The sequence below is a fragment of the Streptomyces caatingaensis genome (genome assembly GCF_001187435.1).
In the GTDB taxonomy this organism is placed as follows: Bacteria; Actinomycetota; Actinomycetes; order Streptomycetales; family Streptomycetaceae; genus Streptomyces; species Streptomyces caatingaensis.
The window spans coordinates 90463-115881 of sequence record NZ_LFXA01000001.1 but is presented as its reverse complement, the minus strand read 5'-3'; the positions used below and the strand labels follow the sequence as shown (position 1 = coordinate 115881).

At 73.1% G+C, this 25419-nt stretch carries 20 protein-coding genes, 1 tRNA gene and 1 riboswitch; of the genes, 16 read left to right on the top strand and 5 right to left on the bottom strand.

What is annotated here, in order from left to right:
- Positions 1-116: 116 nt before the first annotated feature.
- Together AC230_RS00490 and AC230_RS00485 are read right to left on the bottom strand one after the other, a co-directional pair.
- A complete protein-coding gene (locus AC230_RS00490) occupies positions 117-1574 on the bottom strand; it encodes a DUF2079 domain-containing protein (RefSeq protein ID WP_049713909.1) in 1458 nt (485 codons plus the stop codon).
- 184 nt (positions 1575-1758) lie between these two features.
- Positions 1759-2544, bottom strand: a complete 786-nt coding sequence (locus AC230_RS00485; RefSeq protein WP_198535361.1) for a hypothetical protein — start codon at positions 2542-2544, stop codon at positions 1759-1761.
- A gap of 204 nt (positions 2545-2748) precedes the next feature.
- Between AC230_RS00485 and AC230_RS00480 the strand changes: the two genes are divergently transcribed.
- The 15 genes from AC230_RS00480 to AC230_RS00410 all read left to right on the top strand — a co-directional run bounded on the left by AC230_RS00480 (position 2749) and on the right by AC230_RS00410 (position 20655).
- Positions 2749-4812, top strand: coding sequence for an N-6 DNA methylase (locus tag AC230_RS00480; protein WP_198535369.1), 2064 nt, complete (start codon positions 2749-2751; stop codon positions 4810-4812).
- A 198-nt stretch (positions 4813-5010) separates the two neighbouring features.
- The gene (locus tag AC230_RS00475; protein WP_049713908.1) at positions 5011-5769 is read left to right on the top strand and encodes a hypothetical protein; all 759 of its coding nucleotides are present in this window, start codon (positions 5011-5013) and stop codon (positions 5767-5769) included.
- Complete coding sequence (locus tag AC230_RS00470) at positions 5766-7403, top strand: serine/threonine-protein kinase (RefSeq protein ID WP_049713907.1); 1638 nt, start codon at positions 5766-5768, stop codon at positions 7401-7403. The genes AC230_RS00475 and AC230_RS00470 overlap by 4 nt, the downstream gene beginning before the upstream one ends.
- A gap of 210 nt (positions 7404-7613) precedes the next feature.
- Complete coding sequence (locus AC230_RS00465; RefSeq protein WP_078870840.1) at positions 7614-8300, top strand: SurA N-terminal domain-containing protein; 687 nt, start codon at positions 7614-7616, stop codon at positions 8298-8300.
- A gap of 49 nt (positions 8301-8349) precedes the next feature.
- Positions 8350-9327: a nucleoside triphosphate pyrophosphohydrolase gene (locus AC230_RS00460; RefSeq protein ID WP_049713906.1), complete on the top strand. Its 978-nt coding sequence runs from the start codon at positions 8350-8352 to the stop codon at positions 9325-9327.
- A 72-nt stretch (positions 9328-9399) separates the two neighbouring features.
- On the top strand, positions 9400-9828 hold the full coding sequence (locus AC230_RS00455; RefSeq protein ID WP_049713905.1) for a DUF6479 family protein: 429 nt from the start codon (positions 9400-9402) through the stop codon (positions 9826-9828).
- A 174-nt stretch (positions 9829-10002) separates the two neighbouring features.
- Positions 10003-11241 carry a cytochrome P450 family protein gene (locus tag AC230_RS00450; protein ID WP_107082020.1) on the top strand — a complete coding sequence of 413 codons (1239 nt, stop codon included), beginning with the start codon at positions 10003-10005 and terminating at the stop codon, positions 11239-11241.
- A gap of 115 nt (positions 11242-11356) precedes the next feature.
- A complete protein-coding gene (locus tag AC230_RS00445) occupies positions 11357-12460 on the top strand; it encodes a LysM peptidoglycan-binding domain-containing protein (RefSeq protein WP_049713904.1) in 1104 nt (367 codons plus the stop codon).
- A gap of 260 nt (positions 12461-12720) precedes the next feature.
- Positions 12721-12899: riboswitch (cyclic di-AMP (ydaO/yuaA leader) on the top strand.
- A gap of 4 nt (positions 12900-12903) precedes the next feature.
- The gene (locus AC230_RS00440) at positions 12904-13632 is read left to right on the top strand and encodes a transglycosylase family protein (protein ID WP_049713903.1); all 729 of its coding nucleotides are present in this window, start codon (positions 12904-12906) and stop codon (positions 13630-13632) included.
- Positions 13633-13885: 253 nt separating this feature from the next.
- The gene (gene eno, locus AC230_RS00435; RefSeq protein ID WP_049713902.1) at positions 13886-15175 is read left to right on the top strand and encodes a phosphopyruvate hydratase; all 1290 of its coding nucleotides are present in this window, start codon (positions 13886-13888) and stop codon (positions 15173-15175) included.
- Between the two features lie 128 nt (positions 15176-15303).
- Complete coding sequence (locus AC230_RS00430) at positions 15304-15771, top strand: FtsB family cell division protein (protein ID WP_049713901.1); 468 nt, start codon at positions 15304-15306, stop codon at positions 15769-15771.
- A gap of 43 nt (positions 15772-15814) precedes the next feature.
- Positions 15815-16342, top strand: coding sequence for a DUF501 domain-containing protein (locus AC230_RS00425; RefSeq protein ID WP_049713900.1), 528 nt, complete (start codon positions 15815-15817; stop codon positions 16340-16342).
- Positions 16343-16388: 46 nt separating this feature from the next.
- Positions 16389-17330 (top strand): Ppx/GppA phosphatase family protein, encoded by a 942-nt coding sequence (locus AC230_RS00420; RefSeq protein ID WP_049713899.1) that lies wholly within the window; start codon positions 16389-16391, stop codon positions 17328-17330.
- Between the two features lie 367 nt (positions 17331-17697).
- A complete protein-coding gene (locus tag AC230_RS00415) occupies positions 17698-19083 on the top strand; it encodes an NAD(P)/FAD-dependent oxidoreductase (protein WP_049713898.1) in 1386 nt (461 codons plus the stop codon).
- A gap of 261 nt (positions 19084-19344) precedes the next feature.
- Positions 19345-20655: an SAM-dependent methyltransferase gene (locus AC230_RS00410; protein ID WP_049713897.1), complete on the top strand. Its 1311-nt coding sequence runs from the start codon at positions 19345-19347 to the stop codon at positions 20653-20655.
- 81 nt (positions 20656-20736) lie between these two features.
- Here the strand turns inward: AC230_RS00410 and AC230_RS00405 are convergent, their stop codons facing one another.
- Both AC230_RS00405 and AC230_RS00400 read right to left on the bottom strand, forming a co-directional pair.
- Positions 20737-23256 carry an ABC transporter permease gene (locus tag AC230_RS00405; RefSeq protein ID WP_049713896.1) on the bottom strand — a complete coding sequence of 840 codons (2520 nt, stop codon included), beginning with the start codon at positions 23254-23256 and terminating at the stop codon, positions 20737-20739.
- 35 nt (positions 23257-23291) lie between these two features.
- Positions 23292-24074 carry an ABC transporter ATP-binding protein gene (locus tag AC230_RS00400; protein WP_049713895.1) on the bottom strand — a complete coding sequence of 261 codons (783 nt, stop codon included), beginning with the start codon at positions 24072-24074 and terminating at the stop codon, positions 23292-23294.
- 428 nt (positions 24075-24502) lie between these two features.
- Between AC230_RS00400 and AC230_RS00395 the strand changes: the two genes are divergently transcribed.
- Positions 24503-24585, top strand: a tRNA-Leu gene (locus tag AC230_RS00395).
- A 117-nt stretch (positions 24586-24702) separates the two neighbouring features.
- Here the strand turns inward: AC230_RS00395 and AC230_RS30185 are convergent.
- On the bottom strand, positions 24703-25281 hold the full coding sequence (locus tag AC230_RS30185; protein ID WP_053160911.1) for a TetR/AcrR family transcriptional regulator: 579 nt from the start codon (positions 25279-25281) through the stop codon (positions 24703-24705).
- Between the last annotated feature and the right edge of the window lie 138 nt (positions 25282-25419).

Genomic DNA, 25419 nt, shown 5'->3' with positions numbered 1-25419 from the left:
CCCGGCGGCCGGCGACCACATCGGTGACGCCGTGCCCGGCTCCGGCCGGGCGCGGCGCCACCGACGTGGCCCGCGCCGCAGCGCCGTGCCGGGGTCCGCGCCGTGGTGCCGGGGGCTCAGGCGGGGGCGATCCGCTTGAGCACCACGGTGATGCCCTCCGTGCCGAGCACCGTGTAGCGCGTGCCCGGGTGCATCCGCTCGGCCTCCGCCACGAGATCGGTGGCGGCCTTGCCGTCGCCGGCGCGTTCGACCAGGTAGTCGGGCCGTATGCCCCGGGTGTCGCCGATCCAGAAGACCCGGCAGCGGCCGGTGAGCCGGCTTATGGCCGCCACGTCCGACGCCTCGACGGTGGCGCCGTCGGGTATGCGCCCCAGGAGCCGCTCCGTGGCCCGGACGTTCTCCGGTATTCGATAGGTGGCCGGCTCGGTCAGGGCGTACAGCGGCAGGGAGGCGCTGAGCGCGAGCGCCGCCCCGGCGACGGCGGCAGGGAGCTGGTGGGCGTACCGCCGCAGCCAGCCGCGAGGGCTGTGCCGGGTGCGGGCGAGCGCGTCGGTCAGCGCCACGAAGACGACCGGCATCAGAACGGCGTTGTAGTGCCAGTCCGTTCCCCAGTAGTGGTCGTCGTGGGAGACGAAGCGCCAGGCGACGGTCGGCACGGCGGCGATCAGCACCGGGGAGCGCAGGGCCAGCAGGCCGGTGGTCGGCAGCAGGATCCACAGCAGCGTGCGCAGCGCCGTAAGCGGCGGGATGACCGGTGCGGGGCCCTGGCCGTCGAGCTTCTTCCAGTAGTCGTAGGAACCGGTGGTGTTGAAGGCCGGGATGGCCACGGTCAGGGCCAGCACGGTGGCGAGGAGGCCGAGGACGACGAGCCCGCAGGCCAGGCGTACCGCGCGGGGGTCGCGGCCGGTGCGGCGCAGGGAGACCAGGATCGCCACGCCGATCGCGGCGACCGTGACCCCCAGGTCCTCCTTGACGAGGACGAGGGGCAGGGCCCACAGGGCCGCGGCCCGCCAGCGCCGGCCGACGACGGCCTCCAGGGAGAAGGCCAGCAGCGGCATCGCGAAGGCTATCTCGTGGAAGTCGAAGTCCACGGCGCGCTGCACGCCCCAGGAGAAGCCGTAGGCGATGCCTATGGCCAGGCCCCGGGCCCGGCCCAGCTTCCCGGCGGCGAGCCGGGTGACGGGCACGGCGGACAGCGCGAACAGCGCGGCCTGGGCGACGAGGAGCGTGACCGGGGTGGGGAAGAGCCGGTAGAAGGGGGCGAGGAGGGCGGTGACGGGGCTGAAGTGGTCGCCGAGGATGTTGGCGCCGGGGCCCTTGAGGTCGGCGACCGGTGTCTGGAGGTGGGCGTAGGTCCGGACGGCCTGCTCGAAGATGCCCAGGTCCCAGGAGATCGTCAGCATCCGCACATGGCGGGTGACCGACAGGGCGGTATAGAGGACGAACAGCGTCCCGGCCAGCCAGTAGGGATCGAGCCTCGGCGCCCGCAGGGCCTGCCGCCAGGTACGGCTCCCCGCCGGTGCGTCGGCTGTGCTCGGGCCCGGCGCCGACACGGCGGCTGCGGCCGAGTCCATGAGTGGTCCTTTCCTCCGGCTGTTTCTTCCGGTCTGTTGCTTCTGGCCTGTGGGCTTCTTCCGGCCTGTGGGCGACTGTCGAAAAGATACGCGGAACCACCGGAGGGGCGTGACGCCGTTGCCCGCGGGGCCGTGGGAGCCGGCCTGGGAACGGGCCTGGGAGTGCGCCTTGGGACGGGCCGGCTCAGCCCGTCTTCTTCCAGGCGGTGCAGCCGCTGGTCTTGAAGTAGGCGTCCTGCGGGGCGATCGTCACCAGGCCGTTCCCGGCGACGTTCTCGTTGGCCTCGATCGAGTCGATGCCGTGCAGGGCGTCCTTGGTGCGCTCCCAGTAGCAGTTGCTGTCGGCGCCGTTGCCCCCGGAGGTGTAGGTGCCGGGGGCTATGTCGACTCCTACGCGGTACATGCCGTCGCCCGGGACCGACGTCCTGGGCGTACCGCCCGGCTTGTCCGTCGCGGGCTCCCACTTCTTGCAGCCGCGGGTCTTGAAGATCTTGTCGCCGGCGGCGATCGTCACATAGCCGGTCCCGACGACGTTGTCGTTCGTGATGATCGAATCCGCTTCGCCCTTGGCGTCCTTGGCGCGCTCCCAGAAGCAGTTGTCATCCGCCTTGTTGCCCACGCTCCGGTAGGTGCCGGGCTTGATGTCGGAACCGACCCGGAAGGTGCCGTTGCCCGAAAGGCCCCCCTTCCCGCTCCCGCCCGCTTTCCCGCTCCCGCCCGCCTTCGCGTCGTCGCCGCCCGCGGCCCTGGCCCCGTCGCCCCCGCCGCTCTTGCCGGCGCCCCCGGATCCGGAGGACGTCACGACCCGGTCGGACGCCTTGTCGCCGCCGTCTCCCCCGTCGTTCCCTCCGGGCGCTACGGCGGCGCCGAGCCCGACGACGATGACGAGCGCCCCGGCGCCGGTGAGCACCTTGTGCCGCGCGAACCAGTTCCGCCGCTCCTGCCGCTGGTGCTGGACCTGCTGATACATGAGACCCCCTCGAGACGGTTCCCGTGAACCGACGCATCAATGACAGCAGACGCTGTTAACCGAGTCAACCATGTTCACGAGATGGGGTGATGCCACGCCTGTGAAGGGGTTCGTGAACACCCCGGGGGTATGCTCGTCACCACATCGGAGGCGCTGTGCGCGACACAGGAGGAGGGGAGTCAGGTGGCGGAGAGTGCGGCGGAGATGACCGCGGCAGAGGTGACCGCGGCGGGGATCGCCCGGCTGGCCGGGGTGGGCCGTGCGGCGGTCAGCAACTGGCGCCGGCGGCATGCCGACTTCCCCCAGCCCGTCGGGGGCACCGAGACGAGCCCGACCTTCTACCTCGGGGACGTCGAGCGGTGGCTGCGCCACCAGGGCAAGATCGCCGAGGTGCCGTTGCGGGAGCGCGTCTGGCAGCACCTCGCGGGACACCCGGCCGGCGCGGTGACCGCGCTGCGCTACGCGGGTTCGGTGCTCCTGCTGGTCCGCGACCGGCCGACGGCATGGCTGGAGCTCGCGGAGCTCTCCGACGCCGATCTCGCCGGCGCCCTGCCGACGGCCCTCGAGGAGGCGCTGGCCGACCGCCTCGGCGAGGCCCACGCCGTCCCCGTCCCCACCACCGCCGAACTCGCGGTCTCCGCCGCGCTCGTGCGCGGCTCGGCCGAGCTGGCCTCGGCCCGCGGCGCCGCCTCGGCCTACGAGTTCCTGCTCGGCCGTCACCTCGACGCCAACCCCCGGCAGTACTCCCTGACCCCGCCCGCCGCGGCCGAGCTCATGGCCGCGCTCGGCCGGGGCGCGGCCGACGGCCGGGGCCCGCAGACGGTTCTCGACCCCGCGTGCGGCACCGGCAGTCTGCTGAGCGCCGCGGGCCCGTCCGGTTCCGTGGCCGGGCTGTCGGTGCTCGGCCAGGAGGCCGACGCCGACCTCGCCGCGCTCACCGCCCTGCGGCTCGCCCTGCACTCCGACGCGCGGGTGCGTGTGCACGCCGGTGACAGCCTGCGCGCCGACGCCTTCGCCGGGCTGGCCGTCGACACGGTCCTGTGCCACCCGCCGTTCAACGAACGCAACTGGGGCCACGAGGAGCTCGCCTACGACCCCCGGTGGGAGTACGGCTTCCCGGCCCGCACCGAATCCGAGCTGGCCTGGGTCCAGCACGCCCTCGCCCGGCTGCGGGAGGGCGGCACCGCCGTGCTGCTGATGCCGCCGGCGGTGGCGTCCCGCCGGTCGGGCCGCCGCATCCGTGCCGACCTGCTGCGGCGGGGAGCGCTGCGGGCGGTGATAGCGCTGCCGGCCGGCGCCGCCCCGCCCTATGGCATTCCGCTGCACCTCTGGGTGCTGCGCAGGCCCGGCGCCCGGACGTCCCCCACCCCGCACCTCCTGCTCGTCGACACCGCCGACCTCGCCCCCGCCGGGCGGGAGAAGCTGCCCTGGCAGGCCGTCACCTCGGCGGTGCTGGAGGCCTGGCAGGACTTCGAACGGTCCGGCACGGTCGAGGAGAAACCAGGACAGCGGCGCTCGCTGCCCGTCATCGACCTGCTCGACGACGACGTCGACCTGGCCCCCGCGCGGCACCTCCCCCCGCCGGTCTCCTCCGGGAGCGGCGCCGATCTGGCGGCGGTCCACGACCGGCTCACCACGGCCCTGGGGAGGGCCGCCGAGCTCGCCCCCGCCGTGCCGGCCGGGTCGGCCGACGGCGCCCGCTGGCCGGCTACGACCGTCGGTGAACTCGCCCGCGCCGGAGCCCTGGTGATGCGTGCCGGCGGCCCCGGCTCCGCCTCCGGGCCGGATGCGCCGCCCGTCCTCACGGACTACGACGTCAAGGCCGGGCTCGCGCCGTCCGGGGTGCTGCCCGAGGGGCCGGAGGAGGCGCCGGTGCTGGTCGAGGCCGGTGATGTCGTCCTGCCGGTGCTGGGCGATGTCACGGTGGCCCGCGTGATCGACGAGGCCACGGCCGGGGCGGCGCTGGGGCGGGGGCTGTTCCTGCTGCGTCCGGATCCGGCGGCGATAGACCCGTGGTTCCTCGCCGGGTTCCTGCGCGGTACCGCCAACCAGCGCCAGGCGAGCAGCTACGCGTCCACCGCCACCCGGCTCGACGTGCGCCGGCTCCAGGTGCCCCGGCTGCCTCTCGCGGACCAGCGCCGATACGGCGACCGGTTCCGGGCGCTGGCCGACTTCGAGGAGGCCCTGCGGGTGACGGAGCGTCTGGGGACGTCCCTGATACAGGGGTTGTACGACGGGCTCACGGACGGCAGCGTCCGCCCCGACTGAGGGCGGTGGCGGCCGGTGGGGATCCCGCGGAGCGGGTGTGACATTCCGCTCCGGCGGCCCCAGGCGTACAACCCTCGTGAGAGCTCGGAGGTCGGTAGTTAGGCTCTGATCACACCCCGCATCCGAGGAGCAGCCATGTATGGCCCCGGCCCTGAGCCCGGACAGCTGCGACCGCAGTCGCCCCGAGCCAGCAGGGCGATGATCGTCGTCATCCGCGTGGTCATCGTCGCCATCACCGTCCTCACGGTCTTTCTCATGAGCTGGATCCCGGTGCTGCGGGTGGCCATCGTCCGGCGCCGGGGGAAGGACTGGGCGCTGTTCTGGACGGTGCTCGTGGTCTCCGTGGGCTGTCTGGTGATGATGGAGGAGCGGTTCTCGAAGACGACGAACAGCGTCGGACTGATCGCCGCGATATGCGTCGGTTCGCTGTCCATCGCCTACTACCTCTGGGCCGACATCCGCCACTTCCGGCCCGCCGCTCCGGCGGCGGCCCCCGGCGGATACGCGCCCCCGTATGCGGTGACGCTCCCCGCGCAGCCGCAGCCGCAGCCGGGGAGCCGGCCGGAGCCCTTCCCCGGGGCCGGGCCGGGTGGGCCGGGGGCGCCGCAGCCCGGGCCCTACCCCTCCTTCGCCCCGCCCCCGCCGTACCCGGGCTCGGACACCCCGGTCCCCGGTCACCAGCCGGGCCTGACCGTGCCGGGTCAGGGGGCGGCGCCCTATGGGCAGCCGGGGGGCTGTCCGCCGCAGGCGCAGCCGGTGACCGGTGCGCCGCCGGCCGTACCGCAGCCGGGATACGGCTATCCCCATGTGCCGGAGGGGGCACCGCGGGATGCGGCCCGGCAGGCCGCCGCCGGGCACCGGACACCGGAGCGGATACGTCAGGTGCGGGCGGAGCTGGACGAGTTGAGCGACCTCCTGCGCAAGGAGGCCGGGGAGCAGCGGGAGCGGGGACGGTGAACGGACGTGTCATCGCGGGCCGTTACGAGCTGGCCACCCTCATCGGCCAGGGCGGCATGGGCCAGGTGTGGACCGGCTACGACCAGCGGCTGGACCGCCGCGTCGCCGTGAAGCTGCTGCGCCCCGACCGGGTGGCGGTCACCGAGGACGGCGTGGACGAGCTGCGCCGCCGCTTCGTCCGCGAGTGCCGCGTCACCGCCCAGATCGACCACCACGGCCTGGTCACCGTGCACGACGCGGGCAGCGACGGGGACGACCTCTACCTGGTGATGCGCTACGTCGAGGGCGCCGACTTCGCCGACCACCTGGTCGAGCACGACCCCTACCCGTGGCCCTGGGCGGTGTCCGTGGCCGCCCAGCTGTGCTCGGTGCTCGCCGCCGTGCACGCCGTGCCGATCATCCACCGCGACCTCAAGCCGCGGAATGTGATGGTGCGCCCGGACGGTTCCGTGCTCGTCCTCGACCTCGGCGTGGCGTCCGTCATGGACGCCGACACCACCCGGCTCACCCGCACCGGCTCGCCCATCGGCAGCCCCGCGTACATGGCGCCCGAGCAGGCGATGGGCGGAGCCGTCGGCCCGTTCACCGACCTGTACGCCCTCGGCGTGCTGCTGCACGAACTCCTCAGCGGAGAGGTGCCGTTCGCCGGTTCGACGGCGCTCGGGGTGCTGCACCGCCACCTCTACGAGGCGCCGCTCCCGGTCCGCCGCGTCCGCCCGGAGGTGCCGCCCGCCCTCGAGGAACTCGTCCTGCGCCTGCTGGCCAAGGACCCCCGGGAGCGGCCCGCCGACGCCCAGGAGGTCTACGAGGCGCTCGCTCCGCTGCTGCCCGCGCCCGGCCGTGTCGCGGCCGGTGCCACCGCTGCCCCCGGCATGGCCACAGGCCCCATGAACCCCACGCGCCCCTTTCTTATGCCGCATGCGCCCTGGCCCGACAGGTCGATGCCCGCCCCGGCCGCGCCGCGGCTCCCCGGCCCGATGCCACCGCCCGCGCCCACTCCCTCGGCCGCGCCGGCGCCGTTGCCGTCGGTGACGGCGGCTCAGGGGTGGCCGCCTGCGCCGGTTCCCGCCGCCGGGCCCGACGTCGCCGGGGCCGTGGAAGAGGTCAAGCGCCTGCTCGACCAGGGCGGTGTCACCCAGGCCGTCGATCTCCTCGGCGCGATCCTCCCGGCCGCCGCGGCCGAGCACGGGGAGCGGTCCGGGATCGTCCGCAGCCTGCGCAAGCAGTACGCGGCCACGCTCATGGACGACGGTCAGTACCGCCGGGCGCTGCCCGAGCTGCGCCGCCTCGTCGAGGAGTACGCCGCGGAGACCGGCCCGCACGCGGCCCGCCAGGTGCTCCGGCTCCGCTATGACGCCGCCCAGTGCCTGGAGCAGCTGGGCGAGGCGGCCGTCGCGCTCGGCGAGTACCGGGATCTGCTGCCGCGCTTCGAGAACGACCCGGCGGACCCGGCCACCCCCTTCGAGATCCGCCGCCGCATCGGCCACCTGCTCCTCTCCCTCGGCGACCGCCGGGCGGCCCACGACGCGCTCGTCGCCCTGCTCCTCGACGCGGAGCGGCTGCACGGTCCGCACCATCCGCTTCCGGCGGAGATACGGCAGACCCTGCGCCACCTCGGGGAGGTGAGGGCCTGAGCGCACCGGAGCGCGCACCCGGGCACCTGGGCCCAACAGCCTTGGATCGCAGGCCACCTGATGCCCCAGGAGCAACAGGAGCCCCGCGCATCCCGGCTCTCGGCGAATCGTTGGTCGAATCAGTGGCCCCGGCCACACGGACTCCCTACCATCGATCAACGCCGGATCGATCGCCGCACCGCCGCACGATCACTGCCGCCGGGAGGCTTCATGACCAGCCCGACCAGTCCGACCAGCCCGATCCCCCGCTTTCGCCGCGTCCTCCGCGCCCGCAGCACCCGCCGGAGGGCCGCGCTCCCCGCCGCCGCGGCCGCCGCCCTGCTGGCGGCGACCCCGCTCCTCACCGCCTGCGGATCGACCCCGCACCCGGGCGCCGCTGCGGTCGTCGGCAAGGACCGGATCACCGTGGCACAGCTCCAGCGCCAGGTGGCGGACGTGCGCGAGGCCCAGGAGGCGTCCCCGCAGGGCGAGCAGCTGATGGCCAACAGTGCCCGCCTCGGCCAGGACACTCTCGTCCGCCTCATCCAGTACCGCATCATCGAGAAGGCCGGCCGGGACAACGGCCTCGACGTCAGCCGGCACGAGCTCCAGGAGGAGCGGCTCCAGGTCGAACGGGCCAACGGCGGCGCCGACGCCGTCCGCGCCCGCTTCCTCGCCCTCGGCATCGCCCCCGGCCAGATCGACGAGGCCCTCTCCATGGACCTCCTGCGCACCAAGCTCGACGGCAAGCTGGGCCCCGCGCGCACCAACCAGGTCCTCATGCAGACCTCCGAGGCCCTGCGCGTCGACGTCAACCCCCGCTACGGCACCTGGGACGCCAAGCGCGGCACCGCCCGCCCGGTGCAGGAACCCTGGCTGCGCCCCGCCGCCGTGCCCGACCCCGAAAGCCCGGTGTAGCCGCACCCGCGCGGCCCCTCGCGCCCGCCCGTCCCCTACGCTCGGCAGGGTGAACGACTCCGCACCCGGCCGTATCGTCCTGCTCACCACCAGCCACCGCGTCGCCCCCGGACTGCTGTCCTGGCCGGCCTGGCGGACGCTGCACGCCGCCGACCGGGTGCTGTGCGCCGACCCCGGCCACCCGCTGCTCCCCTATCTCCGGGAGGCCGGGGTCAAGGCGGAGGTCGCCGCGCCGGACGCCCGTGAGCTCGTCGAGCACTGCCGGGCCGGGGGCCGCACCACCGTCGTGATCACCTCGGCGGCGGGGGAGTCCGCCCTGACCGACGGGCTGGCCCGGCTCGCCGGCTCGGGCCGGGAGACGATGCCCGCCCTGGAGCTGCTGCCCGGCTCCTACGACCTGCCCGGCGCCCGGCTCCTGGACCTGGTGGAGGTCATGGACCGGATCCGCCGCTCCTGCCCCTGGACCGGCATCCGCACCCACGAGGACCTGGCGAAGTACGGCCTGGAGGAGATGTACGAACTCCTGGAGGCCATCGAGACCGGCGACCGCGAGGCGCTCCGCGAGGAACTGGGCGACGTGCTGCTCCAGGTCGTCTTCCACGCCCGCATCGCCGAGGACGACCCGGACGAGCCCTTCGCCATCGACGACGTGGCCGGCGGCATCGTCGACAAGCTCGTCCACCGGCACCCGCACGTCTTCGGCGACGCGTCCGCGCTGACGCCGGAGGACGTCAAGGAGCACTGGGACCGGACCAAGGCGGCCGAGAAGCGGCGCGAGTCCGTCACCGAGGGCGTGCCGCTGGGCCAGCCGGCCCTCGCGCTCGCCGCGAAGCTGGCCTCCCGGGCCCGTGCCGAGGGACTCGACGTGGCCGTCCCCGCCGGGGAGGGCATCGGCTACGCGCTGCTGGCCATGGCCGTGCGCGCCGAGGCGGAGGGCGTCGAGCCGGAGACCGCCCTGCGGGCCGCGGCCCGGGCCTACCGGGACGCGATCCTGGCCGCCGAGCGGGCGGGCGGCGCCGGGGCGTAGGCCGGGGGCGGGCGGAAACCCGTTCGGCTCAGCGGCGGCCTTGTCGTGGTCCCGTCCGGGTACCCGCATTCCATGCGCGACCACATGACTTACGCCCTGCCCGCGTGGGCCGGCGGCATCGCCCCCTTCATCGTGGGGCTCTGCGTCGGCGCCCTTCTGATCCTGGCCTTCGTCTTCGGCCAGCGGTGGCGCGACAGGGAGCCGCCGCCACCGAGCCAGCCCCAGCGTCGGCAGGGGGCGTGGCAGACCCGGGAGGAGCACGACCGGGGTCCGTCCTCGCCCGACCACGGCCCGGGCCACACCGACGACGAGGACGTGGTCGGCTACGTCACCGAGCACCGCGAGGCGGACCGGCTGCGGACCGAGGGCCCGGGGGAGCGGGTGCTCCCGCACGAGATCCGGAACCCCGGAAGCCACCCGGAGGAGCTCACCGAGGAGCGCAAGAAGTGGAACCCGGGGAGCAGCGGCTCGTTCGGCAGCGGCGGGGGCGGGCACCACTAGCGCGCCGCGCAGGTGCCGCGCCGGGTGCCGGCCGGCCGCGGCGCCGTTGTGGCCGCTCGCGCCGTTCCCCCCGTCCGCCGTCCGCCGTCCGCCGTCCGCCGTCCGCCGCGGGAACGCGGCCCGCCCGAGGAGCCGGGTAGCGTCGAGGACGTGCACGACAACAGTCCCCCTCCCATGCCGCCCCTCTTCACCTGGGAATTCGCGAGCGACCCGTATCCCGCCTACGCCTGGCTGCGCGAGCACGCCCCCGTGCACCGCACCGCGCTGCCCAGCGGCGTCGAGGCCTGGCTGGTCACCCGCTACGCCGACGCCCGGCAGGCGCTCGCCGACCAGCGGCTGTCGAAGAACCCCGTGCACCACTCCGAGGCCGCCCACGGCAAGGGCAAGGTGGGCATTCCGGGCGAACGCAGCGCCAACCTGATGACGCACCTGCTCAACATCGACCCGCCGGACCACACCCGGCTGCGCCGCCTGGTCTCCAAGGCGTTCACCCCCCGCCGGGTCGCGGAGTTCGCGCCCCGGGTGCAGGAGCTGACCGACCGGCTCATCGACGGCTTCGCCGGCCGGGGCGAGGCGGACCTCATCCACGAGTTCGCCTTCCCGCTGCCCATCTACGCCATCTGCGACATGCTCGGGATCCCGCCGGAGGACCAGGACGACTTCCGGGACTGGGCGGGGATGATGATCCGGCACGGCGGCGGCCCGCGCGGCGGGGTGGCGCGCTCGGTCAAGCGGATGCGGACGTACCTCGCGGAGCTCATCCACCGCAAGCGCGAGGACCTCGGCGACGACCTCATCTCGGGCCTGATCAGGGCAAGCGACCACGGCGAGCACCTCACCGAGAACGAGGCCGCCGCGATGGCCTTCATCCTCCTCTTCGCCGGCTTCGAGACGACCGTCAACCTCATCGGCAACGGCACCTACGCCCTGCTGCGCAACCCGGGGCAGCGCGCGCGGCTCCAGGACGCCCTTGCGGCGGGCGACGAGGGGCTGCTCGCCACCGGCGTGGAGGAACTGCTGCGCTACGACGGCCCGGTGGAGCTCGCGACCTGGCGGTTCGCCACGCGGGACCTGACGATCGGCGGACAGCGCATAGCCGAGGGCGACCCCGTGCTCGTCGTGCTGGCGGCCGCCGACCGCGACCCGGAGCGGTTCGCCGACCCCGACGCGCTCGACCTGTCCCGCAGTGACAATCAGCACCTCGGATACGGGCACGGCATCCACTACTGCCTCGGCGCGCCGCTCGCGCGGCTGGAGGGCCGGACCGCCCTCGCGACTCTGCTGCGCCGCCTCCCCGACCTGCGGCTTTCCGTGGATCCCGAGGAGTTGCGGTGGCGCGGCGGGCTCATCATGCGCGGTCTGCGGACCCTGCCCGTGGCCTTCTCGCCGGAGCCCGGGCACACGGGCACATGACTATAGGTCAACTCCCTTTGACCGTCACCCGACCGCACTCGCGCCTGCTTGTGACCGCTGGGGGCCGTCGCTATGTTCGACGGTCATATTCAGCCGCCACACGAGAGGTGACCGCATGCTCTCCGGGAAAGGCCGACATCGCCGTCCCCGTCAGGTTCCCGCCGCCGTCCTCGCGGCGGGCGTGACGGGCGCGGGAATCGCCCTGCCGCTCCTCGGCGCCACGACCGCCGACGCGGCGGACGTCCACACGTGGGACCGCGTCGCCCGGTGCGAGAGCGGCGGGCTGTGGAGCGCCGACACCGGCAACGGGTACTTCGGCGGGCTCCAGATGACGCAGGACATGTGGGAGTCCGGCGGCGGCACGGAGTTCGCGCCGCGCCCCGACCAGGCCAGCCGCGCCCAGCAGATCGCCGTGGCCGAGCGGGTCCTGGAGCAGCAGGGCCCGTACGCCTGGCCCGCCTGCGCCGTGAAGTCGGACCTGGCCAAGGAGGGCCCGGCGCCGGACGTGAACCCCGGGCGCGCGGACGTCACTCCGGAGCCGCGGCACGAGCCGGCGGACGACGCCGGGGGCACCGGCGGCGGGGACTCCGGCACCGCTGGTTCCGACGCCCGGGACCACGACCGGTCGTCCCCGACGCCCGCCCCGGCCCACGGGCCGTCGGACCAGCCCACCGGAACCGGAACCTCCAAGGGCAAGCACCGCAAGCCGGCGGAGGACGCGCGGGAGGCCGACGGCGGAACGGAGGACGCGAAGGGCGGTCCGGCCCACGGGACCGGCCAACAGGCGCCGGACAGCCGGGAGAAGACCCCGGACGCGCCGGAGAGCACCCCCGCGCCGTCCCGCTCCGGCGAGCCGACCCGTACGCCGCGCTCGCCGGCGCCCGGCAGCACGTCCGGCGCCGACGAGGGCCGGGGCGCGGACAAGAGCGCGGACGCGGACGCCGCCACCGGCGCGGACGCCGGAGCGGGGACGGGCAAGCACCGCGCGCAGCCCCCGCGTTCGGACTCCGGACGCGCTTCGCGCGGTGGTGCGGAAGCACATGGGCACGGGCCCCGTGCCGAGGACTACACCGTGCGCCCCGGTGACAACCTGTCAGCCATCGCGCAGGAGCACTCCGTCCCCGGTGGCTGGCACCGGATCTACCACGACAACAAGAAGGTCGTCGGTTCCGATCCGAACCTGATCCATCCCGGTCAACAGCTCGAACTGAAGAAGTAGGAGGGCAGTTCGGGTCGAATGTCCGTTCCGAACGAAAGTGAGACATGGGTCTCGTTGACAGTCGCTCGGATATGGCCCGTCAGAAGTCGAGGAACCGTCTCCCACCTGCGGAAACGAGGGGTTTACCGGGGTGTGGGATCCAGCCGGTGGCCGAAAAGAGGGGTTTGAACCCGCGGGCCGCCTGTGCTTAACGTCGTCACCGCTCGCCACCGCGAGCACCACGGTCGTCACGCCGAATCCTGCCGGCGGCCGGGGGAGTCGTCGCGCAAGCGCCGTAGGCAGGAGCGGGGGAACCACGGTAAGTCGCCGCGACGGTCCGCCGGTCAGTGACCGGGGTCCGGGACGGCTAGGGGTGAAGCCCGGTGCGCGCAAGCCACCGGGCCGGGCAACTCACGCCCGAACCCGACAGCTCACCTCGTAGGCGCCGGTGAGGAAACCGAGTCATGTCCAAGGGCAAGCACCGTCGTCCGAACAAGGCCGTCCGCATCGCCACGCTCGCGGGTGTCACCGGCGCCGCAGTCGCCGCCCCGCTGATGGCCGCGACCTCCGCCCACGCCGCCTCCGTGGACACCTGGGAGCGCGTCGCCCAGTGCGAGTCCGGCGGCAACTGGTCGATCAACACCGGCAACGGCTACTACGGCGGCCTGCAGTTCTCGCAGTCCTCCTGGGCCGCCGCGGGCGGCACCGCCTACGCCCCGCGCGCCGACCTCGCCACCAAGGGCCAGCAGATCCAGGTCGCCGAGAAGCTCCTCGCCATGCAGGGCCCGGGCGCCTGGGGCTGCGCCAGCTCCGGCCCGCTGACCTCCGGCGGCCCGAAGGCCGACGTGGACACCTCCGGCACGTCCACGAAGTCCCGGAAGTCCACCGGCGAGCGCAGCGTCTCCACCCGGACGCACGCCGACCGCAGCGAGCGCCAGGCCGCGCCGAAGCACGCCGCCCCGCAGCGCGAGGAGGAGGCCCCGGTCGCCAAGCAGTCGGCGCCGAAGCACGCCGCCCCCAAGACGATCAAGATGGGCGACGGCGAGTACGAGGTCAAGGAGGGCGACACCCTCGCCAAGATCGCCGAGGCCAAGAAGGTCAAGGGCGGCTGGGAGAAGCTCTACGAGCGCAACAAGGACATCGTCCAGAGCGCCGACCTCATCTTCCCGGGCCAGAAGCTGCACCTCAGCTGAGTCCCGCAGCAGCCGCGGCACGCCCCGCTCCGACGCGCCCGCCCACCCCGGGCCGCGCCGGGGCGGGGCTCCGCCGTTCCGGGCCGCGGTTCCCCACGGCGTTCATCGCTGGGCGAACATCCAGCCCATTCCTCCCGTGATCTCGGCGTTTGTGCCATTTTTCCGGTCCGGCGGTGGTCCGGGGGCGGGCGGACCCCCCGGGGCCCGTTAGGCTCGGGGTGCAGAACTCCAGACACACACGAAGGAGACCCTCGTGCCGTCCATCGACGTCGTCGTAGCTCGCGAGATCCTCGACTCGCGAGGCAACCCCACGGTCGAGGTCGAGGTCGGCCTCGACGACGGCTCCACCGGCCGTGCCGCCGTGCCGTCCGGCGCCTCCACCGGCGCCTTCGAGGCCATCGAGCTCCGTGACGGGGACAAGAACCGTTACCTGGGCAAGGGCGTCGAGAAGGCCGTGCTGGCCGTCATCGAGCAGATCGGCCCGGAGCTCGTCGGCTACGACGCCACCGAGCAGCGCCTGATCGACCAGGCCATGTTCGACCTGGACGCCACCGACAACAAGGGCTCCCTGGGCGCCAACGCCATCCTGGGCGTCTCCCTGGCCGTCGCGCACGCCGCCTCCGAGGCGTCCGACCTGCCGCTCTTCCGCTACCTCGGCGGCCCGAACGCGCACCTGCTGCCCGTTCCGATGATGAACATCCTGAACGGCGGCTCGCACGCCGACTCCAACGTGGACATCCAGGAGTTCATGATCGCGCCGATCGGCGCCGAGTCCTTCTCCGAGGCGCTGCGCTGGGGCACCGAGGTCTACCACACCCTCAAGAAGGTGCTGAAGGGCCGCGGCCTGTCCACCGGCCTCGGCGACGAGGGCGGCTTCGCCCCCAACCTGGGCTCCAACCGCGAGGCCCTCGACCTCATCCTCGAGGCCATCAAGGAGGCCGGCTACACCCCCGGCCAGGACATCGCGCTGGCGCTGGACGTCGCCGCCTCCGAGTTCTACAAGGACGGCGTCTACAAGTTCGAGGGCCAGGACCGCACCGCGGCCGAGATGACCGAGTACTACGCCGAGCTCGTCGCCGCGTACCCGCTGGTCTCCATCGAGGACCCGCTGTTCGAGGACGACTGGGACGGCTGGAGGACCATCACCGAGAAGCTCGGCGACAAGGTCCAGCTCGTCGGCGACGACCTGTTCGTCACCAACCCGGAGCGCCTCGGCCGCGGCATCGAGGAGGGCGCCGCCAACGCCCTGCTGGTCAAGGTCAACCAGATCGGCTCGCTGACCGAGACCCTCGACGCCGTCGAGCTGGCCCAGCGCAACGGCTTCAAGTGCATGATGTCCCACCGCTCCGGCGAGACCGAGGACGTCACCATCGCCGACCTGGCCGTCGCCACCAACTGCGGCCAGATCAAGACCGGTGCCCCGGCCCGCTCCGAGCGCGTCGCCAAGTACAACCAGCTGCTGCGCATCGAGGAGATCCTCGACGACGCCGCGGTCTACGCCGGCCGCTCCGCGTTCCCGCGGTTTCGCACCGCGAACCAGTAAGCACGGCGAGGGCTGACGTCCGGGGCTGACAAAGCCTCAAGCCTCACCACGTCCCCGGCCACGGTCCCGTACCGTGGCCGGGGACGGTTTGGCTTCGGCTTCGGTGCAGCGACCAGCGGGGAGGCGACGTGGCGGCGGAACGGTTTTCCACCGCGACCAGGCTCAAGGCGATCGGCACGGCGCTCGTCCAGGGCCCCGACGCCCGGGGCCGGCGCACCCGGCCGCCCCGCCGCAGCCGGCTCACCGGCCGCGCGGCGCTGCTGGCGCTGGTCGTCTGTTCCCTGGTCGTCGCCCTGGCCTACCCGATGCGGCAGTGGGTCACCCAGCGCTCCGACATCGACGAGCAGCGGCACCGCTCCGAGCGCGCCCGCGAGCAGGTCAAGCTGCTGCGCGAGGAGAAGGCGCGGCTGGAGGACCCGGCGTACGTCGAGCAGCAGGCGCGCGAGCACCTGCACTACGTGCGCCCCGGCGAGACCGGCTTCACCGTCGTCGACGGCAGCGGACGTGCCAGGCCGCGCCGGGACCAGGGCGCCGGCGACCGGCCCTGGTACAGCAACCTCTGGGACGGGGTGGACACTTCGGACGGCCACCGCTGATCCCGCACCCCTCCCTTCCCGACACCCGAGCACGAGCGAGCACATGGACACGCCTCCTCCCCAGACCGAGCACACCGAGCCCACCGAGGCGGACATCGCCGCCTTCAAGGAGCAGCTGGGCCGCCCGCCGCGCGGCCTGCGCGCCATCGCCCACCGCTGCCCGTGCGGCAACCCGGACGTGGTGGAGACCGCGCCGCGCCTGGAGGACGGCACGCCGTTCCCCACGCTCTACTACCTGACGTGCCCGCGCGCCGCCTCGGCCATCGGCACGCTGGAGGCCGAGGGCGTCATGAAGGAGATGACCGCCCGGCTGCAGAGCGACCCGGAGCTGGCGGCCAAGTACCGCGCGGCGCACGAGGACTACATCCGCCGGCGCGACGCCGTCGAGGTGCTGGAGGGCTTCCCGAGCGCCGGCGGCATGCCGGACCGGGTCAAGTGCCTGCACGTGCTGGTCGGTCACTCGCTGGCCGCCGGGCCGGGCGTCAACCCGCTCGGCGACGAGGCCATCGCGATGCTGCCGGAGTGGTGGCGCAAGGGGCCGTGCGTGACGCCGTGCGGCACCGAGGAGTAGGTTCGCCGGACCCACGGAACCGTCCCCCGACCTCGCTGGAGTGTGCATGACCCGCGTTGCCGCGATCGACTGCGGTACGAACTCGATCCGTCTGCTGGTGGCCGACCTCGACCCCGCCACCGGGGAGTTCAAGGAGCTCGACCGCCGGATGACGATCGTCCGGCTGGGACAGGGGGTGGACCGCACCGGGCGGTTCGCGCCCGAGGCGCTGGAGCGGACGTTCGCGGCGTGCCGCGAGTACGCCGCGGTCATCGACGCGCACCGGGCGGAGAGGGTGCGGTTCGTGGCCACCTCCGCCTCCCGGGACGTGGACAACCGCGAGGAGTTCGTGCGCGGGGTCGTCGGCATCCTGGGCGTCGAACCCGAGGTGATCACCGGTGACCAGGAGGCGGAGTTCTCCTTCACCGGCGCCACCAAGGAGCTCGCCGGCCGCGCCGACCTCGAACGGCCCTTCCTGGTCGTGGACATCGGCGGCGGCTCCACGGAGTTCGTCGTGGGCGAGGAGCACGTCCGGGCGGCGCGCAGCGTGGACGTCGGCTGCGTGCGGATGACGGAGCGTCATCTCGTCGTGGACGGCGAGGTGTCCGACCCGCCGGCGGCGGAGCGGGTCGCGGCGATAAGGGCCGACGTGGAGGCCGCCCTCGACCTGGCGGAGCAGACCGTTCCGCTGCGCGCGGCGCGGACGTTGGTGGGCCTGGCCGGATCGGTGACCACGGTGGCCGCCGTCGCGCTGGGGCTGGAGGAGTACGACTCGGCCGCGATCCACCACGCGCGGATCCCGCTGGAGCGCGTCCGGGAGATCACCGCCCGGCTGCTCTCCTCGACGCACGCCGAGCGCGCGGCGATCCCCGTGATCCACCCGGGCCGGGTGGACGTCATCGCGGCCGGGGCGCTGGTGCTCCAGTGCGTCATGGAGCGGACCGGGGCGCGGGAGGTCGTGGTGAGCGAACACGACATCCTCGACGGGATCGCATGGAGCGCGGTGTGAAGGGCGCTTCGGGCCCGTCCCGCCGAAAAACTTCGTGAAATCCTTCACATGAAAAATTGGACCTAGGACCACGGACTGATGCTCTCCGGCCTCCCATTCGGGGGCCGGCGGGCCCGGATGAGCGCGAACGCCCTTGTTCTCACGGGGTTGAGGGAACGTTCACCCGGGGGACCGGCCCCGGTGGTCCAGTCCGGCCAGGGGTCGCAAGGCCAGCTCAGCGGGGGTCTCCAACGCATTCGGGGGCGAAGTGGTTCCCCGCCGGGGCTATGGCGTCGGTCACGTGGGCGGCGAAGTGTAGCAGACACCCCACCGCGCCTTGTGAAGGGGCGCACGAGCACCCCTTCGGGGTGTGCTGGATACTCGAATCATGAGCACCACGGAGCGTCCACGGATCCTCGTTGTAGGCGGTGGGTACGTCGGCATGTATGCGGCCCGCCGCATCCTGAAGAAGATGCGGTACGGCGAGGCGACCGTCACGGTCGTCGACCCGCGCTCGTACATGACGTACCAGCCCTTCCTCCCCGAAGCAGCCGCCGGCAGCATCTCGCCGCGGCACGTCGTGGTGCCGCTGCGCCGCGTGCTCCCCAAGGCGGAGGTCCTCACCGGCCGCGTCACCACCATCGACCAGGACCGCAAGGTCGCGACGATCGCCCCGCTGGTCGGCGAGGCGTACGAGCTGCCCTTCGACTACCTGGTCATCGCGATGGGCGCGGTCTCCCGCACCTTCCCGATCCCCGGCCTCGCCGAGAACGGCATCGGCATGAAGGGCATCGAGGAGTCCATCGGCCTGCGCAACCACGTGCTGGAGCAGCTCGACAAGGCCGACTCGACCACCGACGAGGAGATCCGCCGCAAGGCGCTCACCTTCGTCTTCGTCGGCGGCGGCTTCGCCGGCGCCGAGACGATCGGCGAGGTCGAGGACATGGCCCGCGACGCGGCCAAGCACTACCGCAACGTCAAGCGCGAGGACATGCGCTTCATCCTCGTCGACGCCGCCCCGCGCATCCTCCCCGAGGTCGGCGAGAAGCTCGGCCAGTACGGCCTGGAGCACCTCAAGAGCCGCGGTGTCGAGGTCCACCTCAACTCGTCCATGGAGTCCTGCGTCGACGGCCACGTCGTCCTGAAGACCCCGGAGACCCCCGTCGAGGTCGACGCCAACACCATCGTGTGGACCGCGGGCGTCAAGCCCAACCCGGCGCTGGCCCGCTTCGGCCTGCCGCTCGGCCCGCGCGGCCACGTGGACACCCAGGCGACCCTCCAGGTCACCGACACCGACTACATCTGGGCCGCGGGCGACAACGCCCAGGTGCCGGACATGGTCGGCCGCCGTGCCGGCAACGAGAACGCCTGGTGCCCGCCGAACGCCCAGCACGCGCTGCGCCAGGCCAAGGTCCTCGGCGACAACGTGGTCTCCGGCATGCGGGGCTTCCCGCAGAAGGAGTACAGCCACGCCAACAAGGGTGCGGTCGCCGGTCTCGGCCTGCACAAGGGCGTCGCGATGATCGTCATGGGCAAGATGAAGATCAAGCTCAAGGGCCGGCTCGCCTGGTACATGCACCGTGGCTACCACGGCATGGCCATGCCGACCTGGAACCGCAAGATCCGCGTCTTCGCCGACTGGACGCTGGGCATGTTCCTCAAGCGCGAGGTCGTCTCGCTCGGTGCCATGGAGAACCCCCGCGAGGAGTTCTACGAGGCCGCCAAGCCCGCCCCGCGGGATGCCGCCCCGGCCCAGAAGGCCAAGGCCGGCTGACATCCCGTCGGCGCGACCGCCGGCCAGTGAGAGGGCGTCCACCAATCCGTGGGGTGGGCGCCCTCCGGCGTGTCCGCGCCCGTTCCCCCGGCGCTTCCCGCGCTCCTCCGGCGCCTCCCCGGCGCTCCTCCGAGGCGGCGAATTCCCGTCCCTCCCGTGGAGCTGACCAACTCCGGCCGGGAAGGACTACAGCACGCCCCCCAGGTGTTTAGGTGGCAGATGAACCTAAAAACCTGACCCTTCTTCACGGAGGTGTGCGACATGGCCCAGGCCGCCCGACGGCTCGCCGCTCTCGCCGAACAGGCACTGGGGGCACCGCTCCCGGTCCGGCTGCGCGCGTGGGACCGCAGCGAGGCGGGGCCGCCCGGCGCCCCCGTGCTCGTCGTCCGCAACCGCCGCGCCCTGCGCCGGCTGCTGTGGAAGCCGGGCGAACTCGGCCTGGCCCGCGCCTGGGTGGCCGGGGACCTCGACGTCGAGGGCGACCTCTACCACGCCCTGGACCTGCTCGCCGAGTCGGTCTGGGAGCGCGGCGAGGACGCACCCCGCCGCTCCGGCCCCGCCGCCCTCCTGGCCGCCGTGCGCGACCCGGGGCTGCGCGCCGCCGCCGGGGAGCTCCTCAGGCTCGCCGCCCCCTGGGCGCCGCCCGCCCCGCCCGCCGAGGAGGCCCGCGGCACCTCCGGCCCGCTGCACACGCTGCGCCGCGACCGGCAGGCCATCAGCCACCACTACGACGTCGGCAACGCCTTCTACGAGAAGGTCCTCGGCCCGTCCATGGTCTACTCCTGCGCCTACTGGGAGCCCGGCGGCACCCTGGAGGACGCCCAGCGCGCCAAGCTCGACCTGGTCTGCCGCAAGCTCGGCCTGGCGGAGGGCACGCGCCTGCTCGACGTCGGCTGCGGCTGGGGCTCGATGGCCCTGCACGCCGCCCGTGAGTACGGGGTGAGCGCCGTCGGCATCACGCTCTCCGAGGAGCAGGCGGCCTACGCCCGCAAGCGCGTCGCCGAGGCGGGGCTCACGGACCGGGTGGAGATCCGCGTCCAGGACTACCGCGAGATCTCCGACGGGCCCTTCGACGCGATCTCCTCCATCGGCATGGCCGAGCACGTCGGCCGCGCCCGCTACGCCGAGTACGCCGCCGACCTGTACGCCCTGCTGAAGCCCGGCGGCCGGCTGCTCAACCACCAGATCGCCCGGCGGCCGCTGAAGGACGAGGAGGGCTACCGGGTGGACGAGTTCATCGACCGCTACGTCTTCCCCGACGGCGAACTCGCCCCCGTGGGGCGGACGGTGGCCCAGCTGGAGGAGGCCGGGTTCGAGGTCCGCGACGTGGAGGCGCTGCGCGAGCACTACGCGCTGACCCTGCGCCGCTGGGTGGCCAACCTGGAGGAGAACTGGGACGCGTGCGTGCGGCTGACCTCCCCGGGCCGGGCCCGGGTGTGGCGGCTCTACATGGCGGCGTCGGCGCTGTCCTTCGAGCGCAACCGCATCGGCGTCAACCAGGTGCTCGCGGTCCGTACGCCCGGATCCGGTGATCCCGGGCTGCCGTTGCGCACCCGGGAGTGGCGCTCCTGACCGCGCGCCCGCCAACGCGCGCGAGGGGCCCGGCGGTTGCCGGGCCCCTCGTCGTCGTACGGCTCGTCGTGCGGGCGTCGCTCAGTCGGCCTTGATGGCGCTGAGCATGTTCATCCGGGCGGCCCGGCGGGCGGGCCACAGGGCGGCCAGCGTGCCGACCGCGGCGGCCAGCAGCAGGAAGACGCCCAACCTGCCCCAGGGGAGGACCAGTTCGTAGGTGGCCATCTTCTCGCCGATCTGGGAGCCGGCGGCCCAGCCGAAGAAGACGCCGAGGCCGATGCCGAGCACCCCGCCGAAGAGCGAGATGATCAGCGACTCCAGGCGGACCATCCGCTTGATCCCGCGGCGGTCCAGGCCGATGGCCCGCAGCATGCCGATCTCCTGCTGGCGCTCGAAGACCGACATCGCCAGGGTGTTGACGACGCCCAGCACCGCGACGATCACGGCCATGGCCAGCAGCCCGTAGAGCATGTTCAGCAGCAGGTTGATGACCTTGGCGATCTCGTTGGAGATGTCCTGCTTGCTCTGGATCTGGAGGGCCGGGTTGTTGCCGAGGGCCTTGCGCAGGGTGTCCTTGGCCTTGTCACCGTCGCCGGACGTGGTCTTGACCATCACCTGCTGGTCGGAGTAGTCCGTGAGGTGCGGGGTCAGGGTGGCGTTGTCCACCATGATCCCCTTGAGCATGTCGTTGCCCTTGTAGACGCCGGAGACCGTCAGCTTCCCCTTCTTGCCGTCCTCGTAGGTGGCGGTGAAGGAGGAACCGGCCCGCCAGCCGTGCTGCTTGGCCGTGTCGGCGTCGACGACGACCTTGTTCCCGGTCAGGCCGGCGATCGAGCCGGCGGTGAAGTCGAGGTCGACCAGGTCGCCGATCGCGCCGCCGTTGACGCCGGTGAGGAACTCGGTGCCGGAGCCGATCCGGGCCTCGCCCTGGCGCAGCGGGCTGCTGGCGGTGACGGACGGGTCCTTGGCGAGCTTCTTGGCGACCTCGGGGGAGAGCGGGGTCATGCTCGCGTTGACCACGACGAAGTCGGCCTTGATCGAGTCCGTGGCCATCTTGTCGATGGCCTTCTGGACGCTGCCGGCGATCACGGTGAGGCCGGTGATCAGGGTGAGGCCGATCATCAGCGCGGAGGCGGTCGCGGCGGTGCGGCGCGGGTTGCGGACGGCGTTCTGCCGGGCGAGCTTGCCGGACATGCCGAACGGGCGCAGCACGGGCCCCGCGGCGGCGATCAGCGGCCGGGACAGCAGCGGGGTCAGCACGAACACGCCGATGACCAGCAGGCCCGCGCCCAGGCCGAGGCCGGACTCGTCGGTGGCGGCCATGGCGATCCCGGCGCCGGCGGCGGCGAGCAGGGCGCCGATGGTGTTGCGGACGACCAGGGACTTGGGGGTGGCCACGGCGTGCACGCTGTTCATGGCGGCGACCGGCGGGATCTTGGCGGCCCGGCGGGCGGGCAGCCAGGCGGCGAGCATGGTCACCAGGATGCCGACGGCGAGGGAGGAGATCACCGCGCTCACCGGGACCACCAGCGGCCCGTCGGGCACGGCGCCGCCCATGGAGGAGACCAGGGAGCGGAGGCCGGCGCCGATGCCGATGCCCGCGACGAGGCCGGTGACGGCGGCGACGAGGCCGACGAGGAACGCCTCGACGAGGACGGAGCGCGTGACCTGGCGGCGGCTGGCGCCGATGGCGCGCAGCAGGGCCAGTTCCTTGGTGCGCTGGGCGACCAGCATGGTGAAGGTGTTGGCGATGATGAAGATGCCGACGAAGAGGGATATGCCGGCGAAGACCAGCAGGATCGTCCGCATGCCCGAGTTGCCCTCGGAGATCAGGCGGGCCTGGTCGTCGGCGAGCTTCTGGCCGGTGACGGCCTCGGTGTCGCGCGGGAGGATCTTCTCCACCGCGGACTTGAGGGCGGTCTGGGAGGTGCCGGGGGCGGCCTTGAGGGTGATCTCGTCGAACTGGCCGGGCTTGGCGTAGAGCTTCTGCGCGGTGCGGGTGTCGAAGAGGGCGAGGCTGCCGCCGGCGGCGACGTTGCCGTCGTCGGTCGTGAAGACGCCGGTGAGCTTCTGCTCCAGGACGGGGCCGCGGACGGAGACGCGGACGGTGTCGCCGACCTTGTAGCCGGTCTTGGCGGCGGTGTGCTCGTCGAGGGCGAACTCGCCCGCGCGCTGCGGGGCGCGGCCGGAGACCAGCGGGTAGCGGGCGTCCTTGCCGTCCTTGCCCGGGTAGTAGTTGGCGCCGGCGGAGGTGAAGCCGGAGCCGGCCAGCTCGCCCTTCTTGTCGGCGACGGCGGCGAAGCCGCCCACCGAGCCGGTGGCGGAGGCGACGCCCGGCAGCGCGGCGGCCTTGTCGAGCAGGTCCTGCCGGAGGCGGGGGGCGGGGCCGGGGGTGCCGGAGTCGCGGTCGGCCCGGTGCGGCTGGACGGCGACGTCGACGCCGGTGAAGCCCTTCTCGGAGCTCCTCTGCTGGGCCTCGGAGAGGGTGGAGGTGAAGACCAGGGTGCCGGAGACGAAGGCCACGCCGAGCATCACGGCGAGGACGGTCATCAGCAGCCGGGCCTTGTGCGCGAGGACGTTGCGCAAGGCGGTGCGGAACATCGGTCAGGTGTCCTGGGAGTCGTGTGCGGTCGTGGTCAGCTCGTGCGGCCCTTGGCGTCGAACGCCTTCATGCGGTCGAGGACGGCGTCGGCGGTCGGTTCGTACATCTCGTCGACGATCCGGCCGTCGGCGAGGAAGATCACGCGGCCCGCGTAGGAGGCGGCCACCGGGTCGTGGGTGACCATGACGACGGTCTGGCCGAGCTCGCGGACGGAGTTGCGCAGGAAGCCGAGGACCTCGGCGCCGGAGCGGGAGTCGAGGTTGCCGGTGGGCTCGTCGGCGAACATGATCTCGGGGCGGCCGGCGAGGGCGCGGGCCACGGCGACGCGCTGCTGCTGGCCGCCGGAGAGCTGGTTGGGGCGGTGCTTGAGCCGGCCGGAGAGGCCGACGGTCTCCACGACCTGGTCCAGCCACTGCCGGTCGGGCTTGCGGCCGGCGATGTCCATGGGGAGGGTGATGTTCTCCAGGGCGTTGAGCGTCGGGAGCAGGTTGAACGCCTGGAAGATGAAGCCGATCTTGTCCCGGCGGAGCTGGGTGAGCTTCTTGTCGTTGAGCGCGGTCAGCTCCACGTCGCCGATGCGGGCCGAGCCGCCGGAGACGCTGTCGAGGCCGGCCATGCAGTGCATCAGCGTGGACTTGCCGGAGCCGGAGGGGCCCATGATCGCGGTGAACTCGGCGCGGCGGAACTCCACGGACACGGAGTCCAGGGCGACCACCTGGGTCTCGCCCTGGCCGTAGACCTTGGTCAGGTCCGTCGCGACGGCCGCGGGGGCCGCGGTGCGGACGGCGGTCGGGGCGCCGTAGGGGCTGGTGGTCACGGGCTGTACTCCTTGATCGGGACGCGCTGATCGGGTCGGTGGCCGGCCGGCCGGAACCGGGACGGTGTTTCCATCGTCCTGTCCATGTGCCGGTCCGGGATCAGCCCTGGTTCCCGTTCTCGGGACAGACTCCAGAGGTACGGCCGGGGGGTGCCGTCATCCTCGGGTAGGAGGGCCTCCCCCGCCGGGGGAGGTCGAGATTGCGACAATTCCCGGAAGGGGGCCGGGAGGGGCGGTGAGGAGGGGGGATCGGCCTCTGGCATGTGCCGAAGGGGTCCGTTCCGCACTGATGAGCGCTCAGTTGCCCATAAAATAAGACAACCTCTGGTCAGTGTTCCGCTGTTTGGGGGGCGCCACCCGGATAGGCTCATCCTGTTCTCCTCGAGGGAACCCGCGCGCGCGTCCCCGCACGTGCGGCCCGAGGGCCCGCCCGGATGGTGGAATGCAGACACGGCGAGCTTAAACCTCGCTGGCCCTTCGGGCCGTGCCGGTTCGAGTCCGGCTCCGGGCACATATGCACGTTCACCGTTCGCCCGCGGGCGGGCGTTCGCTTCACGGCCGGACGGGCTCCGGGCCGTGGGGGCGGGCGCGTGCCCGGACGGGGCGGGCCCCGGCGCCGGGGCTCCCGTCAGCGCGGGGGCTCCACCAGGGCCTTGAGGGCGGCGAACGCCTCCGCCCGGTCCACCAGGCCGTCGAGGCCGTGCAGGGTGTTCACCCCGACCCCGCTGCCGAAGACGACGGCCGCCAGGCTCTTGGCGTCGGGCAGCCCGGGGGTGCGCGGGGCGATCCGCTCCAGGTAGGCGATCCAGACGCGGTGGGTGTGCTCGTAGCCGTGCACATAGGCGTCCCGCAGCGGGCCCGGGGCGCCCATCACCTCCGGCAGGACCGTGGCGAACACCCGCCCGCAGGGCGCGTCCACCACCGCCAGGTGCGCGTCCACCAGGGCGCCGAAGGAGAGCGGGCCGGTCTCCGGCAGCCGCTCGCGGTACATCCGCTCGGCGGTGCGGAAGGCGTGCCCGATCACCTCGGCGATCAGGCCCTCCTTGGAGCCGAAGTGCCAGGCGACCGAACCGCGGCTGATGCCCGCCCGGCCGGCCACCGCCTGGACCGACGCGGCCCGCGGCCCGCCCTCGGCGACCAGCTCCGTGGCCGCCTCCAGCAGCCGGCGGCGGCTCTCCCGTGCTGATTCCTCGCGACGTCCGGCCATGGCGCGATTGTTCCACGGGCCGCCGGGCGGGCGAAGGCCGCGGCGGCAAGCGGAGTCCCGTACATCAATAGGTGCATACCACTTGACGGCCTGTGCCGGGCGTTCAACGATTGGACCAACGTCCAGTTATCGCCGGTA